Raw genomic sequence first — 16,837 nt, forward strand, 5'->3', positions numbered from 1 at the left:
AAGTCAGTCTGGGGATGCCGCAGCTCCCCGCCCCCGCCTACCCGGCCGAGGTGCGCGCCAGGCTCGAAGCGGATGCGAAGGAGGTGATCGCCCGCTACCCCGGCAGCCGCTCCGCGCTGCTGCCGCTGCTGCACCTCGTGCAGTCCGAGGAGGGGTACGTCTCCCGTACGGGCATGGCGTTCTGCGCCGAACAGCTCGGCCTCACCACCGCCGAGGTCACCGCGGTCGCCACCTTCTACACGATGTACCGGCGCAGGCCGAGCGGCGACTACCAGGTCGGCGTCTGCACCAACACGCTCTGCGCGGTGATGGGCGGCGACGCGATCTTCGACCGGCTCAAGGAGCACCTCGGCGTCGGCAACGACGAGACGACCGAGGACGGCAAGGTCACCCTCGAACACATCGAGTGCAACGCCGCCTGCGACTTCGCGCCCGTCGTGATGGTCAACTGGGAGTTCTTCGACAACCAGACCCCCGAGAGCGCGACGCGGCTCGTCGACGACCTGATCGCCGGCCGCACCGTCGAGCCCACCCGCGGCGCCCCGCTGTGCACGTACAAGGAGACCGCCCGCATCCTGGCCGGCTTCCCCGACGAGCGCCCCGGCGCCGTCGCGGCCTCCGGCGGCGCGGGCCCCGCCTCGCTGATCGGCCTCAAGCTCGCCAAGGGCGAGGCCGGACCGCAGGCCCGCGTGGTCGGCCCGCGCGGCGAGGCGCCGCGCGACGAACCGCAGAAGGGTGCCGAGCACCTCAGCTCCCACGACGCACCGCAGCAGACCTCGGCATCCGACCCGGACAACCCGGCCGGCCCCGCCGCCGAGGAGGGGGAGTGATGACGTTGGCCGCCGAAATCGACCAGAACGGGACCAGCCCCGAGAAGCTTCTCGCGCCTGTCCTGTCCGCCTTCTGGGACCAGCCGGAATCCTGGACCCTGGACACCTACCGCCGCCACGACGGGTACGAGGGGCTGCGCAAGGCCCTCGCCATGTCCCCGGACGACCTCATCGCGTACGTCAAGGACTCCGGTCTGCGCGGGCGCGGCGGCGCCGGCTTCCCCACCGGGATGAAGTGGCAGTTCATCCCGCAGGGCGACGGCAAGCCGCACTACCTGGTGGTCAACGCCGACGAGTCGGAGCCGGGGACCTGCAAGGACATCCCGCTCCTGTTCGCCAACCCGCACAGCCTCATCGAGGGCATCGTGATCGCCAGCTACGCGATCCGCTGCTCGCACGCCTTCATCTACCTGCGCGGCGAGGTCGTCCCCGTACTGCGCCGGCTGCACGAGGCCGTGCGCGAGGCGTACGAGGCGGGCTACCTCGGCACGGACATCATGGGCTCCGGGCTCGACCTGGAACTCACCGTGCACGCGGGCGCCGGCGCTTACATCTGCGGTGAGGAGACCGCACTCCTCGACTCCCTCGAAGGACGGCGCGGCCAGCCCCGGCTGCGGCCCCCCTTCCCCGCGATCGCCGGTCTGTACGCCTGCCCCACCGTGGTGAACAACGTCGAGTCCATCGCCTCGGTTCCCGCGATCCTGAACAAGGGCAAGGACTGGTTCAAGTCGATGGGCAGCGAGAAGTCCCCGGGCTTCACGCTCTACTCGCTCAGCGGACACGTCGCGGGCCCCGGCCAGTACGAGGCCCCGCTCGGCATCACGCTGCGCCAGCTCCTCGACATGAGCGGCGGCATGCGCCCCGGCCACCGCCTGAAGTTCTGGACCCCGGGCGGCTCCTCCACCCCGATGTTCACCGAGGAACACCTCGACGTGCCCCTCGACTATGAGGGCGTCGGCGCGGCCGGTTCCATGCTCGGGACCAAGGCGCTCCAGTGCTTCGACGAGACGACCTGCGTGGTGCGGGCCGTCACCCGCTGGACCGAGTTCTACGCCCACGAGTCCTGCGGCAAGTGCACACCCTGCCGCGAAGGCACCTACTGGCTCGTCCAGTTGCTGCGGGACATCGAGGCCGGCAAGGGGCAGATGTCCGACCTCGACAAGCTGAACGACATCGCCGACAACATCAACGGCAAGTCGTTCTGCGCCCTCGGCGACGGCGCCGCCTCACCGATCTTCTCCTCGCTGAAGTACTTCCGCGAGGAGTACGAGCAGCACATCACCGGCAAGGGCTGCCCCTTCGATCCCGCCAGGTCGACGGTCTGGGCCGACGACAAGAACGCTCACCAGGGGGTGAACGCATGACAGTCACCACGAGTGCGCCCTCCGGGGGCGGCGAGGCGGCGATCCCGCCCGAGGACCTGGTCACGCTGACCATCGACGGCATCGAGATCAGCGTGCCCAAGGGCACCCTGGTCATCCGCGCCGCCGAACTCCTCGGCATCGAGATCCCGCGCTTCTGCGACCACCCCCTCCTCGACCCGGCCGGCGCCTGCCGCCAGTGCATCGTCGAGGTCGAGGGCCAGCGCAAGCCGATGGCGTCCTGCACCATCACCTGCACCGACGGCATGGTCGTCAAGTCGCAGATCACCTCGCCGGTCGCCGAGAAGGCGCAGCGCGGCGTGATGGAGCTGCTGCTCATCAACCACCCGCTGGACTGCCCGGTCTGCGACAAGGGCGGCGAGTGCCCGCTGCAGAACCAGGCGATGTCGCACGGCGACGCGACCTCCCGCTTCGACGGGAAGAAGCGGACGTACGAGAAGCCCGTCCCGATCTCCACCCAGGTACTGCTGGACCGCGAGCGGTGCGTGCTGTGCGCGCGCTGCACCCGGTTCTCCAACCAGGTGGCGGGCGACCCGATGATCGAGCTGATCGAGCGCGGCGCGCTCCAGCAGGTCGGCACCGGCGAGGGCGACCCGTTCGAGTCGTACTTCTCCGGCAACACCATCCAGATCTGCCCGGTCGGGGCGCTGACCTCGGCGGCCTACCGGTTCCGCTCCCGCCCCTTCGACCTGGTGTCGACGCCCTCGGTGTGCGAGCACTGCGCCGGCGGCTGCGCCACCCGCACCGACCACCGGCGCGGCAAGGTCATGCGGCGCCTGGCCGCCAACGAGCCCGAGGTCAACGAGGAGTGGCTCTGCGACAAGGGCCGCTTCGGCTTCCGCTACGCCCAGCAGCGCGACCGGCTCACCACCCCGCTGGTGCGGGGCGAGTCGGGGGAGCTGGAACCGGCGAGCTGGCCCGAGGCGCTGGCCGCGGCGGCCCAGGGGCTGTCCGGGGCGCGCGGCCGGGCCGGTGTCCTGACCGGCGGCCGGCTGACCGTCGAGGACGCGTACGCGTACGCCAAGTTCGCCCGGGTCGCCCTGGACACCAACGACATCGACTTCCGGGCCCGGACGCACAGCGACGAGGAGGCCGACTTCCTGGCCGCCCGCGTCGCCGGACGCGGCCGTGATCTGGACGGCAGCGGGACCACGTACACCTCGCTGGAGAAGGCGCCGACCGTGCTGCTGGTCGGCTTCGAGTCGGAGGAGGAGGCGCCCGGCGTCTTCCTGCGGCTGCGCAAGGCGCACCGCAGGGGCCGGCAGCGCACCTTCTCGGTCGCCTCGCACGCCACCCGTGGCCTGGTGAAGGCGGGCGGCACGCTGCTGCCCGCCGCCCCCGGTACGGAGACCGAGTGGCTGGACGCCATCGCGGGCGGCGTCGGCCTGGAGGGCGAGGGTGCCGCCGCGGCCGAAGCGCTGCGCGGTGAGGGCGCGCTGATCGTGGTCGGTGAGCGGCTGGCCGGTGTGCCGGGCGGGCTGACCGCCGCGGTACGGGCCGCGACCGCGACCGGGGCCGGCCTGGTGTGGATTCCGCGCCGGGCGGGCGAGCGCGGTGCGGTGGAGGCGGGCGCGCTCCCGTCGCTGCTGCCCGGCGGACGCCCGGCCACCGACCCGCGGGCCCGGGACGAGGTCGCGGCCGCCTGGGGCGTTGCCGAACTGCCGTCCCGCTTCGGCCGCGACACCGGCCAGATCATCGAGGCCGCGGCCACCGGCGAACTGGGCGCGCTGCTCGTCGCCGGGGTCGAGACCGCCGACCTGCCTGACCCGGCGCGGGCTCTCGAAGCCCTGGACCGGGTCGGCTTCCTGGTCTCGCTGGAGCTGCGGCCCAGTGAGGTCACCGACCGCGCCGACGTGGTGTTCCCGGTCGCCGCGGTCGCCGAGAAGTCCGGCACCTTCCTCAACTGGGAGGGCAGGGCGCGGATGTTCGAGGCCGCGCTGAAGCCCGAGCAGATGACGCGGACGCTCGCCCCGGGCGACGCCCGGGTGCTGCACATGCTGGCCGACGCGCTCGACGTCCACTTCGGGCTGCCGGACCTGAAGTCCGTACGCCGCGAGCTGGACCGGCTCGGCGGCTGGCAGGGTGAGCACGCGGACGAACCGCGCGTCTCCGCGCAGCCGCTGCCCCGGCCCGGTGACGGCGAGGCGGTCCTCGCGGGCCACCGGATGCTGCTCGACCTGGGCCGGCTCCAGGAGGGCGACCCCGCGCTGGCCGGGACCAGGCATGCGGCCCTCGCCCGGCTCTCCGCCGCCACCGCCGCCGAGACCGGGGTCAAGGACGGCGACCTGCTGGCCGTCTCCGGCCCCGCGGGCAGCGTGGAACTCCCTCTCCAGGTCACCGACATGCCGGACCGCGTGGTCTGGGTGCCGCTGAACTCCGTCGGGCGGGGCGTGCCGGCCATGACCGGGGCCCGCCCCGGCGGCCTGGTCCGGATCGGCCCCGCCGCTCCCGGTACTCCCGACGTCACACCGGAGGTGCGGGCGTGACCGCCTTCGCTCAACTGGCCGCTCCACCGCACGGCGCGGTGCTCGCCGCCGAGGACCTGTCGATGTTCGGCAACGACCCCTGGTGGCTCGTCGTCGTCAAGGCCGTCTTCTGCTTCGCGTTCCTGATGGTGACCGTGCTCTTCGCCATCGTGTGGGAGCGCAAGGTCGTCGCCTGGATGCAGCTGCGCATCGGCCCCAACCGGCACGGCCCCTGGGGCATGCTCCAGTCGCTCGCCGACGGCATCAAGCTGATGCTGAAGGAAGACGTCATCGTCAAGCGGGCGGACAAGGTCGTCTACGTCCTGGCCCCGATCGTCGCCGCCGTCCCGGCGTTCATGGCGATCGCGGTGATCCCCTTCGGCCCGTCCGGCAACGAGGTCTCGATCTTCGGCCACCGTACGGCGATGCAGCTCACCGACCTGCCGATCGCGATGCTGTACATCCTCGCGGTCGCCTCGGTCGGGATCTACGGCATCGTGCTGGCCGGCTGGTCCTCCGGATCGACGTACCCGCTGCTCGGCGGGTTGCGCTCGTGCGCGCAGATGATCTCGTACGAGATCGCGATGGGCGCCGCGTTCGCCTCGGTCTTCCTCTACTCCGGGTCGATGTCGACCTCGAAGATCGTGGAGGCGCAGGAGGACCGCTGGTTCATCATCCTGCTGCCGGTCTCCTTCATCATCTACATCATCACGATGGTCGGCGAGACCAACCGCGCCCCGTTCGACATGCCGGAGTCCGAGGGCGACCTGGTCGGCGGCTTCAACACCGAGTACTCGTCGATCAAGTTCGCGATGTTCATGCTCGCCGAGTACGTCAACATGGTCACCGTCTCGGCGGTCTCCACGACCCTGTTCCTGGGCGGCTGGCGGGCCCCGTGGCCGATCAGCACCTTCTGGGAGGGCGCGAACCACGGCTGGTGGCCGATGCTCTGGTTCATCGTCAAGGTCCAGCTGCTGCTGTTCTTCTTCATCTGGCTGCGCGGCACGCTGCCTCGCGTCCGCTACGACCAGCTGATGAAGCTGGGCTGGAAGGTCCTGATCCCGGTCTCCGTCGTCTGGCTGATGCTGGTCGCGACGGTGCGGGCGCTGCGCAACGAGGGCCACGACTTCTCGAAGATCCTGCTCTATGTGGCCGGGGCCGTGATCGCGGTCCTGTTGATCTCCTTCGTGGTCGACATCTTCCGCGACCGGCAGAACAGGGCCGCCGCCGCAGAGGCCGGGCCCGAGCCGGCGTTCGACCCGATGGCGGGCGGGTTCCCGGTGCCTCCGCTGCCCGGACAGACCCTGCCGCCCGTGCCGCGGCGCAGGCCGCGCCGCGAGCGGGAGCTCGTTGTCAGTGGTGGCGTGGATACTCAGAGTGACGGAAATCCGAGTGACGGAAAGGAGGCCGACGGTGTCTGAACTGCCTGATTCGCCGGGGTCCAAGAGGCCGGCGGAGTCCACCGGGCCGACGGGGTCGACGGCGTCCTCGCAGTCCTCCCGGTCCTCGGAGGACAAGTTCCTGAATCCGGTGGCCGGCTTCGGCGTGACCTTCAAGGCCATGTTCAAGAAGCGGCTGACCGAGCAGTATCCGGAGACGCCGAAGGTGACGGCGCCCCGCTTCCACGGCCGCCACCAGCTCAACCGCCATCCGGACGGCCTGGAGAAGTGCGTCGGCTGCGAGCTGTGCGCCTGGGCGTGTCCGGCCGACGCGATCTACGTGGAGGGCGCGGACAACACCGAGGAGGAGCGCTACTCCCCGGGCGAGCGCTACGGCCGCGTCTACCAGATCAACTACGCGCGCTGCATTCTCTGCGGACTGTGCATCGAGGCATGCCCGACCCGGGCGCTCACCATGACCAACGAGTTCGAGCTCGCCAACACCACCCGCGAGAGCCTCATCTACACCAAGGACGAGCTGCTCGCGGGCCTGCAGGAAGGCATGGTCGACAGCCCGCACGCGATCTTCCCCGGCATGGACGAACAGGACTACTACCGGGGCCTGGTCACCGAGGCCGCTCCCGGTGCGGAGCGCCAGCTCGCCGTCTCCAAGGGCGAGAAGCCGTCCGACGAGGCCGGCGAGAGCAACGGCGCCACGCAGGAGGTGGACGCATGACCGGCCTGGCCGCAGCGGCCTCGCAGACCTCGACCGGCGAGGCCTTCCAGTTCTGGGTGCTCGGCACGGTCGCCGTGATCGGCGCCCTGTCCACCGTGCTGATGAAGAGGGCCGTGCACAGCGCGCTGAGCCTCGCCGGGACGATGATCATCCTGGCGGTCTTCTACCTCGCCAACGGCGCCTACTTCCTCGGCATCGTGCAGATCGTCGTCTACACCGGCGCGATCATGATGCTGTTCCTCTTCGTGGTCATGCTCGTCGGCGTCACGGCGGCGGACTCGCTGAAGGAGACCATCAAGGGCCAGCGCTGGCTGGCCGCCGGATGCGGGGTCGGCTTCGGCGTCCTGCTGATCGCCGGCATCGGCAACGCCTCGCTGAAGAGCTTCAACGGACTGGGCACGGCCAACGCCGCGCACGGCGGGAACGTGGAGGGGCTGGCCAGCCTCATCTTCACCAAGTACGTCTTCGCCTTCGAGATCACCGGCGCCCTGCTGATCACCGCGACCGTCGGCGCGATGGTGCTCACGCACCGCGAGCGCACCGAACGGGCCAAGACCCAGCGGGAGATGTCCGAGGAGCGCGTGCGCGGCAACCACCTCCCGCCGCTGCCCGCCCCCGGCGTCTACGCCCGGCACAACGCGGTGGACATCGCGGGCCTGCTCCCCGACGGCACCCCGTCCGAACTCACCGTCATGCAGACACTGCGCAAGCGCGGCCAGGTGCGCGACGTGTCCCACGAATCACTGGCCGGCCTCAAGGCACTGGAGCAGCGCTCCGGTGAGCGGCTCGGCCGGGACACCGAAGAAGAGGAGGTCGCCAAGTGAATCCGGTCAACTACCTCTATCTCGCCGCACTGCTGTTCACCATCGGCGCGGCCGGGGTGCTGATCCGGCGGAACGCGATCGTGGTGTTCATGTGCGTGGAGCTGATGCTCAACGCCTGCAACCTCGCGTTCGTCACCTTCTCCCGTATGCACGGCAACCTCGACGGCCAGATCATCGCCTTCTTCACGATGGTCGTCGCCGCAGCGGAGGTCGTGGTCGGGCTCGCGATCATCGTGTCGCTGTTCCGTTCCCGCCACTCGGCCTCGGTCGACGACGCCAGCCTGATGAAGCTGTAGAGGGGCGCTGGACCCAATGAACGCAGAGAACCTGATTGCGCTGCTCGTCGCGGCGCCCCTGCTCGGAGCGGCGGTGCTGCTCTGCGGCGGCCGGCGGCTGGACCGTGCCGGCCACTGGATCGGCACCGTGCTCGCCGCCGCCTCGTTCGTCGTCGCCGTGGTGCTCTTCACCGACATGCTCGGGAAGGGCGCCGACGACCGGGCGCTGCACCAGAAGCTGTTCAGCTGGATTCCGGTCGAGGGCTTCCAGGCCGATGTGGCCTTCCAGCTCGACCAGCTGTCGATGACCTTCGTCCTGCTGATCACCGGTGTGGGCACGCTGATCCACATCTACTCGATCGGCTACATGGAGCACGACGAGCGCCGGCGCCGCTTCTTCGGCTATCTGAACCTGTTCCTCGCGGCGATGCTGATCCTCGTCATCGCCGACAACTACCTGCTGCTGTACGTCGGGTGGGAGGGCGTCGGCCTGGCGTCGTACCTGCTCATCGGCTTCTGGCAGCACAAGCCCAGCGCGGCCACCGCCGCGAAGAAGGCGTTCCTGGTCAACCGCGTCGGCGACATGGGCCTGTCGATCGCGATCATGCTGATGTTCACCACGTTCGGCACGTTCGCCTTCGGCCCCGTCCTGGAGGCGACCGGTCAGACGGGCGAGGGCAAGCTGACGGCCATCGGCCTGATGCTGCTGCTGGCCGCCTGCGGCAAGTCCGCCCAGGTGCCGCTGCAGTCCTGGCTCGGCGACGCGATGGAGGGCCCGACCCCGGTCTCGGCCCTGATCCACGCCGCCACCATGGTCACCGCCGGCGTCTACCTCATCGTCCGCTCGGGCGCCGTCTTCAACGCCGCCCCGGACGCGCAGCTGGTCGTCGTGGTCGTCGGCGCGGTCACGCTGATCTTCGGTGCGATCGTCGGTTGCGCGAAGGACGACATCAAGAAGGCCCTCGCCGGCTCCACGATGTCGCAGATCGGCTACATGATCCTGGCCGCCGGGCTCGGCCCGATCGGTTACGTCTTCGCGATCATGCACCTGGTGACGCACGGCTTCTTCAAGGCCGGTCTCTTCCTCGGCGCCGGTTCCGTCATGCACGGCATGAACGACGAGGTCGACATGCGGAAGTACGGCGGCCTGCGCAAGTACATGCCGGTCACCTTCGTCACCTTCGGGCTCGGCTACCTCGCGATCATCGGCTTCCCCGGCCTGTCCGGCTTCTTCTCCAAGGACAAGATCATCGAGGCGGCCTTCGCCAAGGGCGGCACCGAGGGCTGGATTCTCGGCGCCGTGACGCTGCTGGGCGCCGCGATCACCGCGTTCTACATGACACGCGTGATGCTGCTGACGTTCTTCGGCGAGGAGCGCTGGCGCCACACCCCGACGCCGTCCCCCGACGCGCCGGACGTCGAACCGGCCGCCGAGACCCGCGGCGCGCACGCGGAGCCCCATCCGCACGAGTCCCCGAAGTCCATGACCATCCCCATGATCGTCCTGGCCTTCGGATCGGTCTTCGCCGGCGGCTTCTTCTCCATCGGCGACCGCTTCCTGAACTGGCTGGAGCCCGTCACCGGCCACGACCACGGGGACGCCCCGATCGGCGCGACCACCGTCACCGCCGCCACCATGGTGGTGCTCGTCGTCGGTGTCGCCATCGCCTGGGCGATGTACGGCCGCAAGCCGGTGCCCGTGGTCGCCCCACGCGGCTCGCTGCTCACCCGGGCCGCCCGCCGCGATCTCCTCCAGGACGACTTCAACCACGTGGTCCTGGTCCGCGGCGGCGAGCACCTGACCCGCTCCCTGGTCTACGTCGACCACACCCTGGTGGACGGCGTCGTCAACGGCACGGCCGCCACCATGGGCGGGCTCTCCGGCCGGCTGCGCAAACTGCAGAACGGCTACGCCCGCTCCTACGCGGTCTCGATGTTCGGCGGTACGGCGGTTCTCATCGCCGCGACCCTGCTGATGAGGGCGGTCTGATCACATGTCCTTTCCCCTCCTGACAGCGACGGCGGCGCTCCCGGCGATCGGCGCGGTCGCCACCGCCGCCGTCCCGGCGGCCCGGCGCACCGCCGCCAAATGGCTGGCGCTGATCTTCTCGCTGGCCACGCTCGTCCTGGCGGGCATCGCGCTCGCCCGCTTCGAGCCCGGCGGCGACCGCTTCCAGCTCACCGAATCGCACGCCTGGATCAAGGACTTCGGCGTGCGCTACGAGCTGGGCGTGGACGGCATCGGGGTGGCGCTCATGGCGCTCACCGCCCTGCTGATCCCCTTCGTCATCCTGGCCGGCTGGCACGACGCCGACCCCCTGGAGACGCACTCCTCCCGCTGGCGGCCCACCCAGGGCTTCTTCGCCCTGATCCTGATGGTCGAAGCGATGGTGGTCCTCTCCTTCGAGGCCACCGACGTCTTCCTCTTCTACATCCTGTTCGAAGCCATGCTCATCCCGATGTACTTCCTCATCGGCGGCTTCGGGGACCGGGCCCACGCCGGGAGCGACGAGAACGCGGCGGCGCAACGCTCGTACGCCGCGGTCAAGTTCCTCCTCTACAACCTGGTCGGCGGCCTCGTCATGCTGGCCGCGGTGATCGGCCTCTACGTGGTCGCCGGGTCGTTCTCGCTCTCCGAGATCGCCGAGGCCCGCGCCAACGGCTCGTTCACCATGGCGACCAGCACCGAGCGGTGGCTCTTCCTCGGGTTCTTCTTCGCCTTCGCGGTGAAGGCCCCGCTGTGGCCGCTGCACACCTGGCTGCCCAACGCCATGGGCGAGGCGACCTCCCCGGTCGCCGTGCTGCTCACCGCCGTCGTGGACAAGGTCGGCACCTTCGCGATGCTCCGCTTCTGCCTCCAGCTCTTCCCGGAGGCCAGCAAGTGGGCGACACCGGTGATCCTGGTCCTGGCGCTGATCAGCATCGTGTACGGGGCGCTGCTCGCGGTCGGCCAGCGCGACATCAAGCGGCTGATCGCCTACGCGTCCATCTCGCACTTCGGCTTCATCGTCCTGGGCATCTTCGCGATGACCAGCCAGGGCCAGTCGGGCGCGACGCTGTACATGGTCAACCACGGCATCTCGACGGCCGCGCTGATGCTGGTGGCGGGCTTCCTGATCACCCGGCGCGGCTCGCGCCTCATCTCCGACTACGGCGGGGTGCAGAAGGTGGCCCCGGTGCTGGCCGGCACCTTCCTGATCGGCGGCCTGGCCACGCTGTCGCTGCCGGGGCTCGCCCCGTTCGTCAGTGAGTTCCTGGTCCTGGTCGGCGCGTTCGCCGCGTATCCGGCGGTCGGCATCATCGCCACCACCGGCATCGTGCTCGCCGCGATCTACGTCCTGGTCCTCTACCAGCGCACCATGACCGGACCGGTCAAGGCCGAGGTGCAGGGGATGGCGGACCTCAAGGCCCGTGAGCTCGTGGTGGTCGTCCCGCTGATCGCCCTGCTGCTCTTCCTGGGTGTCTACCCGAAGCCGCTGACGGACATCGTCAACCCGGCGGTGCGGCACACCATGTCGGACGTACAGAAGAAGGACCCCCAGCCCGAGGTGGAGGCCGCCAAGTGAGCGCAACAGCTGTCCACAGTCTGTGGACGACGGCGAGCGGGGTGACGACTGCCGCCCCGGACGAGAAGTTCAAGGCCCCGGTCATCGAGTACACCCAGCTGACCCCGGTCCTGATCGTGATCGGCGTCGCCGTCCTGGGCGTGCTCGTCGAGGCCTTCGTGCCGCGCCGGGCCCGCTACTACACGCAGGTGTTCCTGACCGTCATCGCCCTGGTCGCCGCGTTCGCCGCGGTGGTCGGCCTGGCGGCCGGCGGGTACGGGACGACCAAGGCGCACATCGCCGCGATGGGCGCCATCGCCGTCGACGGACCGGCCCTGTTCCTCCAGGGCGTCATCCTGCTGACGTCACTGGTCGCCGTCTTCACCTTCGCGGAACGGCGGCTCGACCCGGAGTCGCACGGAAACAGGGTGGACTCCTTCGCGGCGCAGGCCGCCTCCGTGCCCGGCAGCGACAGCGAGAAGGCCGCGGTCAGGGCCGGGTTCACGACCACCGAGGTCTTCCCGCTCGTCCTGTTCTCGGTGGCCGGCATGCTGGTCTTCCCGGCGGCCAACGACCTGCTGACGCTGTTCGTGGCCCTGGAGGTCTTCTCCCTCCCGCTGTACCTCCTGTGCGCCGTCGCCCGCCGCAAGCGGCTGATGTCGCAGGAGGCCGCGGTGAAGTACTTCCTGCTCGGCGCGTTCTCCTCGGCGTTCCTGCTCTTCGGGATCGCCCTCCTCTACGGGTACGCGGGCTCCGTCTCGTACGCGCAGATCGCCACCGTGGTCGACGGCTCCATCCAGAAGATCGACCCGGCGCTCGCCGACACCATGGGCAACGACGCGCTGCTGCTCATCGGCGGCGCGATGATCCTGACCGGCCTGCTCTTCAAGGTCGGCGCCGTCCCGTTCCACATGTGGACCCCGGACGTCTACCAGGGCGCCCCGACCCCGGTCACCGGCTTCATGGCCGCGGCCACGAAGGTCGCCGCGTTCGGCGCGCTGCTGCGCCTGCTGTACGTGGTGCTGCCGGGCCTCACCTGGGACCTGCGGCCGGTCATGTGGGGCATCGCGATCGTCACGATGGTGGGCGGCGCGGTCGTCGCCATCACCCAGACCGACATCAAGCGGCTGCTGGCCTACTCCTCGATCGCGCACGCCGGGTTCATCCTCGCCGGTGTCATCGCGGCCACCCCCGACGGCATCTCGTCCGTCCTCTTCTACCTCGCCACGTACTCCTTCGTGACGGTCGGCGCCTTCGCCGTCGTCACGCTGGTGCGGGACGCGGGCGGCGAGGCGACGCACCTGTCGAAGTGGGCCGGGCTCGGCCGGCGCTCGCCGCTGGTCGCCGCGGTCTTCGCGGTGTTCCTGCTGGCCTTCGCCGGTATCCCGCTCACCTCGGGCTTCTCCGGGAAGTTCGCGGTGTTCAAGGCCGCGGCGGACGGCGGCGCGGGCGGCCTGGTCGTGGTCGGTGTGATCTCCTCGGCGATCGCCGCGTTCTTCTACATCCGGGTCATCGTGCTGATGTTCTTCAGCGAGCCGAAGGCGGACGGCCCCACGGTCGCCGTCCCGTCCCCGCTGACGATGACCACGATCGCGATCGGCGTGGCCGTCACCGTGGTGCTGGGCGTGGCCCCGCAGTACTTCCTGGACCTGGCGGGCCAGGCCGGGGTGTTCGTGAGGTAGCCGGAGACACCACCGCTGCGAGGCGCCGGACGGGCTCGGAGGTCGAGCCCGTCCGGCGTTGTCGTAGGCGGCGCCTATCGTGGCAGGGGAGAGTGCGGGGACGCAGCGGTACGGATGGTCGGTACGGATATCGGGGGACAGAGCAATGAGCGGGACGGGCGGGACGAGCATGACCACGGATGTGACCACGGATGTGACCACGGGCGGGGCCGCCGGGACGACCGAGACCGAGGCCCGGCGGACCCTGCACCGCGTCTTCGGGTACGAGGCGTTCCGCGGCGAGCAGGAAGCGGTCGTCGACCATGTGGTGGCCGGCGGGGACGCCGTCGTGCTCATGCCGACCGGTGGCGGCAAGTCCCTCTGCTACCAGATCCCGGCCCTGGTCCGGCGGGGCACCGGCATCGTGATCTCCCCGCTGATCGCCCTCATGCAGGACCAGGTGGACGCGTTGCGGGCGCTCGGCGTGCGGGCCGGCTTCATCAACTCCACGCAGGACTTCGACGAGCGCCGCTCGATGGAGTCCCAGTTTCTGGCCGGGGAGCTGGACCTGCTCTACCTGGCCCCCGAGCGGCTGCGGCTGGACTCCACGCTCTCCCTGCTCTCCCGGGGTGAGATCTCCGTCTTCGCCATCGACGAGGCGCACTGCGTCGCCCAGTGGGGCCACGACTTCCGGCCCGACTACCTCGCCCTGTCCGTGCTCGGCGAGCGCTGGCCCGACGTGCCGCGCATCGCCCTGACGGCCACCGCGACCGGCGCCACGCACCGCGAGATCACCCAGCGCCTTGGCATGCCCGACGCCAGGCACTTCGTGGCCGGCTTCGACCGGCCCAACATCCAGTACCGCATCGTGGGGAAGGCCGATCCGAAGAAGCAGCTGCTCTCCTTCCTCAAGGAGGAGCACGCCGGGGACGCGGGCATCGTCTACTGCCTCTCGCGCGCCTCCACGGAGAAGACCGCCGAGTACCTCTGCCGCAACGGCATCGAGGCCGTCCCGTACCACGCGGGCCTCGACGCCGGGACCCGCGCGGTCCACCAGTCCCGCTTCCTGCGCGAGGAGGGCCTCGTCGTCGTCGCGACGATCGCCTTCGGCATGGGCATCGACAAGCCGGACGTCCGCTTCGTCGCCCACCTGGACCTGCCGAAGTCCGTCGAGGGCTACTACCAGGAGACCGGCCGGGCGGGCCGCGACGGAGCCCCGTCCACGGCCTGGATGGCGTACGGCCTCCAGGACGTCGTCCAGCAGCGCAAGCTCATCCAGGGCGGCGAGGGCGACGAGGCTTTCCGCCGCCGGGCCGCCTCCCACCTGGACTCCATGCTGGCCCTGTGCGAGACCGCCCAGTGCCGCCGCGCCCAGCTGCTCACCTACTTCGGTCAGGAGCCCACCGCCGCCTCCTGCGGCAACTGCGACACCTGCCTCACTCCGCCCGAGACCTGGGACGGCACGGTGGTCGCCCAGAAGCTGCTGTCCACGGTGGTGCGGCTGAAGCGGGAGCGCGGGCAGAAGTTCGGCGCCGGCCAGATCATCGACATCCTGCTCGGCCGCCGCACGGCCAAGGTCATCCAGTTCGACCACGACCAGCTCTCGGTCTTCGGCATCGGCGAGGAGCTGGCCGAGGTGGAGTGGCGCGGCGTCGTCCGCCAGCTCCTCGCCCAGGGCCTGCTGGCCGTCGAGGGCGAGTACGGCACGCTGGTCCTCACCGAGGAGAGCGGCACCGTCCTCGGCCGGGAGCGCGAGGTGGAGCTGCGCAAGGAGCCGAAGAAGCCGACGGCCTCCCGCTCGTCGTCCGGCCGGGGCGAGCGCAAGAGCAAGGCGACGGCCGCCGCCGACCTCCCCGAGACGGCCGTCCCGGTCTTCGAGGCCCTGCGCGCCTGGCGCGCCGCCCAGGCCAAGGAGCTGGGCCTCCCGGCGTACGTGATCTTCCACGACGCGACCCTGCGCGAGATCGCGACGCTCCGCCCGTCGTCGCTCGGCGAGCTGGGCGGGATCAGCGGCCTGGGTGAGAAGAAGCTCGCGACGTACGGGGAGGGCGTGCTGGAGGTGCTGGCGGGTCTCCCGCACGCGGCGGAAGCCGCGGCCCCCACGGGGGTGCTGGCGGGTCTCCCGGACGCGGCGGAAGCCGCGGCCCCCACGGAGGCACCTCCGGCCACCCCGGCCCCCGCCCGGGTGCCCGCCCCGGCCCCGGCTGCCGCACCTGCCCCCGCCCCGGCCCCCGCGCCCGCCCCCACCAGGGCCCCGGCCCCCGCGCCCGCCGACGACCCCGGGTTCGGCTGGGACGAGGAGCCGCCGGAGTGGGAGTGACGCGGACCGAGTCGTTCAGCGCGGCCACCGCCCGCTCGGCGTACCCGGCCCGGACCCGGCAGCGCCCCCGGCAGGCTGGGCCGGGCCGTCGGGGTCAGGCCGACGCGACGATCCGGCCGGTGACCTCGCCGAGGCCGACGCGGGTGCCGTCCGGGCCGGGGGCCCAGGCGGTGATGGTGACCGTGTCGCCGTCCTCCAGGAACGTCCGCTCGCCCTCGGGCAGCTCCAGCGGGTCGCGGCCGTTCCAGGTGAGTTCGAGCAGGGAACCGCGCTGGGCCGGTTCGGCGCCGCTGACGGTGCCGGAGCCGTAGAGGTCGCCGGTGCGCAGCGAGGCGCCGTTGACCGTCATCTGGGCGAGCTGCTGGGCGGCCGTCCAGTACATCGTGGAGAACGGGGGCTCCGCGACGACCTGGCCGTTGATGGCGACGGAGAGCCGCAGGTCGTAGCCGCCGGGCTCGTCCTCCTCCGCGTCGTCCAGGTAGGGCAGCAGCGGGAAGTCGCGGGCGGGCGGGGCGGTCCTCGCGGCGTCCAGGGCCTCCAGCGGGGTCACCCACGCCGAGACGGAGGTGGCGAAGGACTTGCCGAGGAAGGGGCCGAGCGGGACGTACTCCCAGGCCTGGATGTCGCGCGCCGACCAGTCGTTGAGTAGGGAGAGGCCGAAGACGTGCTCGCGGAAGTCGGCCAGCGGCACGGGCCTGCCGTGCTCGGAGCCGGTGCCGACGACGAAGCCGACCTCGGCCTCGATGTCGAGCTTGACGGACGGGCCGAAGACGGGCGCCGGGTCGGCGGGGGCCTTGCGCTGGCCCGCCGGGCGGACCACGTCGGTGCCGGAGACCACGACGGTGCCCGCGCGGCCGTGGTAACCGATCGGCAGGTGCTTCCAGTTGGGGGTGAGCGCGTCGCCGTCGGGGCGGAAGATCTGGCCGACGTTGGTGGCGTGGTGCTCGCTGGCGTAGAAGTCCACGTAGTCCGCGACCTGGTAGGGCAGGTGCAGGGTCACCGTGTCCAGGGGGTGCAGCAGCGGCACTATGTCCGCGCGGTGGGCGGGGACCGTCACCCACGCGGTCAGCGCCCGGCGCACATCGCGCCAGGCGTTGCGCCCGGCCGCGAGCAGGGCCGTCAGGTCGGGCTGGGCCAGCAGTTGGGCGTACGGAGAACCGAGGGCGAGCGCGGCGGCCCCGGCGTCCAGGACGTGGTTGCCGATGCGGACGCCGACGCGTTGTTCACCGGCCCGGTCGGGGGTGGAGAACACGCCGTAGGGAAGGTTGTGCGGGCCGAAGGGATCGCCCTCGGCCAGATCGAGCGGGCTGCTCTGCTCGGGCATCGGTTGCTGCCTCGCTTTCCAGGTCGCTTGGGGGACACGTTACGTCGGGGGCACCGCCTTGGGCCGTGTCCGTGAAGTCCCGCCCGACCCGGGCCT

Annotated in this window: 12 protein-coding genes; 11 read left to right on the forward strand and 1 reads right to left on the reverse strand. The window is 70.9% G+C overall.

Annotated elements, in window-relative coordinates:
* The first annotated feature begins 14 nt into the window (after window positions 1–14).
* The 11 genes from nuoE (at window position 15) to recQ (ending at window position 15,417) form a co-directional block, all read left to right on the forward strand.
* The gene (gene nuoE, locus E6P78_RS01435) at window positions 15–830 is read left to right on the forward strand and encodes an NADH-quinone oxidoreductase subunit NuoE (protein ID WP_136201773.1); all 816 of its coding nucleotides are present in this window, start codon (window positions 15–17) and stop codon (window positions 828–830) included.
* Window positions 830–2,194, forward strand: a complete 1,365-nt coding sequence (gene nuoF, locus E6P78_RS01440; RefSeq protein WP_136201649.1) for an NADH-quinone oxidoreductase subunit NuoF — start codon at window positions 830–832, stop codon at window positions 2,192–2,194. The genes nuoE and nuoF overlap by 1 nt, the downstream gene beginning before the upstream one ends.
* Window positions 2,191–4,698: an NADH-quinone oxidoreductase subunit G gene (locus E6P78_RS01445; protein ID WP_136201650.1), complete on the forward strand. Its 2,508-nt coding sequence runs from the start codon at window positions 2,191–2,193 to the stop codon at window positions 4,696–4,698. Before nuoF ends, E6P78_RS01445 begins: the two co-directional genes overlap by 4 nt.
* Window positions 4,695–6,098, forward strand: coding sequence for an NADH-quinone oxidoreductase subunit NuoH (gene nuoH / locus E6P78_RS01450; protein ID WP_136201651.1), 1,404 nt, complete (start codon window positions 4,695–4,697; stop codon window positions 6,096–6,098). The genes E6P78_RS01445 and nuoH overlap by 4 nt, the downstream gene beginning before the upstream one ends.
* Window positions 6,091–6,792 carry an NADH-quinone oxidoreductase subunit NuoI gene (gene nuoI / locus E6P78_RS01455; RefSeq protein WP_136201652.1) on the forward strand — a complete coding sequence of 234 codons (702 nt, stop codon included), beginning with the start codon at window positions 6,091–6,093 and terminating at the stop codon, window positions 6,790–6,792. The genes nuoH and nuoI overlap by 8 nt, the downstream gene beginning before the upstream one ends.
* Complete coding sequence (locus E6P78_RS01460; RefSeq protein WP_136201653.1) at window positions 6,789–7,616, forward strand: NADH-quinone oxidoreductase subunit J; 828 nt, start codon at window positions 6,789–6,791, stop codon at window positions 7,614–7,616. The genes nuoI and E6P78_RS01460 overlap by 4 nt, the downstream gene beginning before the upstream one ends.
* Entirely contained in the window at window positions 7,613–7,912 is a 300-nt protein-coding gene (gene nuoK / locus E6P78_RS01465) for an NADH-quinone oxidoreductase subunit NuoK (RefSeq protein WP_018101339.1), read from the forward strand. Before E6P78_RS01460 ends, nuoK begins: the two co-directional genes overlap by 4 nt.
* Window positions 7,913–7,928: 16 nt before the next feature.
* Window positions 7,929–9,881: an NADH-quinone oxidoreductase subunit L gene (nuoL, locus tag E6P78_RS01470; protein ID WP_136201654.1), complete on the forward strand. Its 1,953-nt coding sequence runs from the start codon at window positions 7,929–7,931 to the stop codon at window positions 9,879–9,881.
* A gap of 4 nt (window positions 9,882–9,885) precedes the next feature.
* Window positions 9,886–11,457 (forward strand): NADH-quinone oxidoreductase subunit M, encoded by a 1,572-nt coding sequence (locus tag E6P78_RS01475; protein WP_136201655.1) that lies wholly within the window; start codon window positions 9,886–9,888, stop codon window positions 11,455–11,457.
* Window positions 11,454–13,118 (forward strand): NADH-quinone oxidoreductase subunit NuoN, encoded by a 1,665-nt coding sequence (nuoN, locus tag E6P78_RS01480; RefSeq protein ID WP_136201656.1) that lies wholly within the window; start codon window positions 11,454–11,456, stop codon window positions 13,116–13,118. Before E6P78_RS01475 ends, nuoN begins: the two co-directional genes overlap by 4 nt.
* Before the next feature lie 169 nt (window positions 13,119–13,287).
* Window positions 13,288–15,417 carry a DNA helicase RecQ gene (gene recQ, locus E6P78_RS01485; RefSeq protein ID WP_136201657.1) on the forward strand — a complete coding sequence of 710 codons (2,130 nt, stop codon included), beginning with the start codon at window positions 13,288–13,290 and terminating at the stop codon, window positions 15,415–15,417.
* Between the two features lie 94 nt (window positions 15,418–15,511).
* On the opposite strand, the gene fahA is transcribed toward recQ, so the two are convergent.
* Window positions 15,512–16,741: a fumarylacetoacetase gene (gene fahA / locus E6P78_RS01490; RefSeq protein WP_136201658.1), complete on the reverse strand. Its 1,230-nt coding sequence runs from the start codon at window positions 16,739–16,741 to the stop codon at window positions 15,512–15,514.
* Between the last annotated feature and the right edge of the window lie 96 nt (window positions 16,742–16,837).

This window comes from Streptomyces sp. A0958 (assembly GCF_004795035.1).
Taxonomy (GTDB): Bacteria; Actinomycetota; Actinomycetes; order Streptomycetales; family Streptomycetaceae; genus Streptomyces.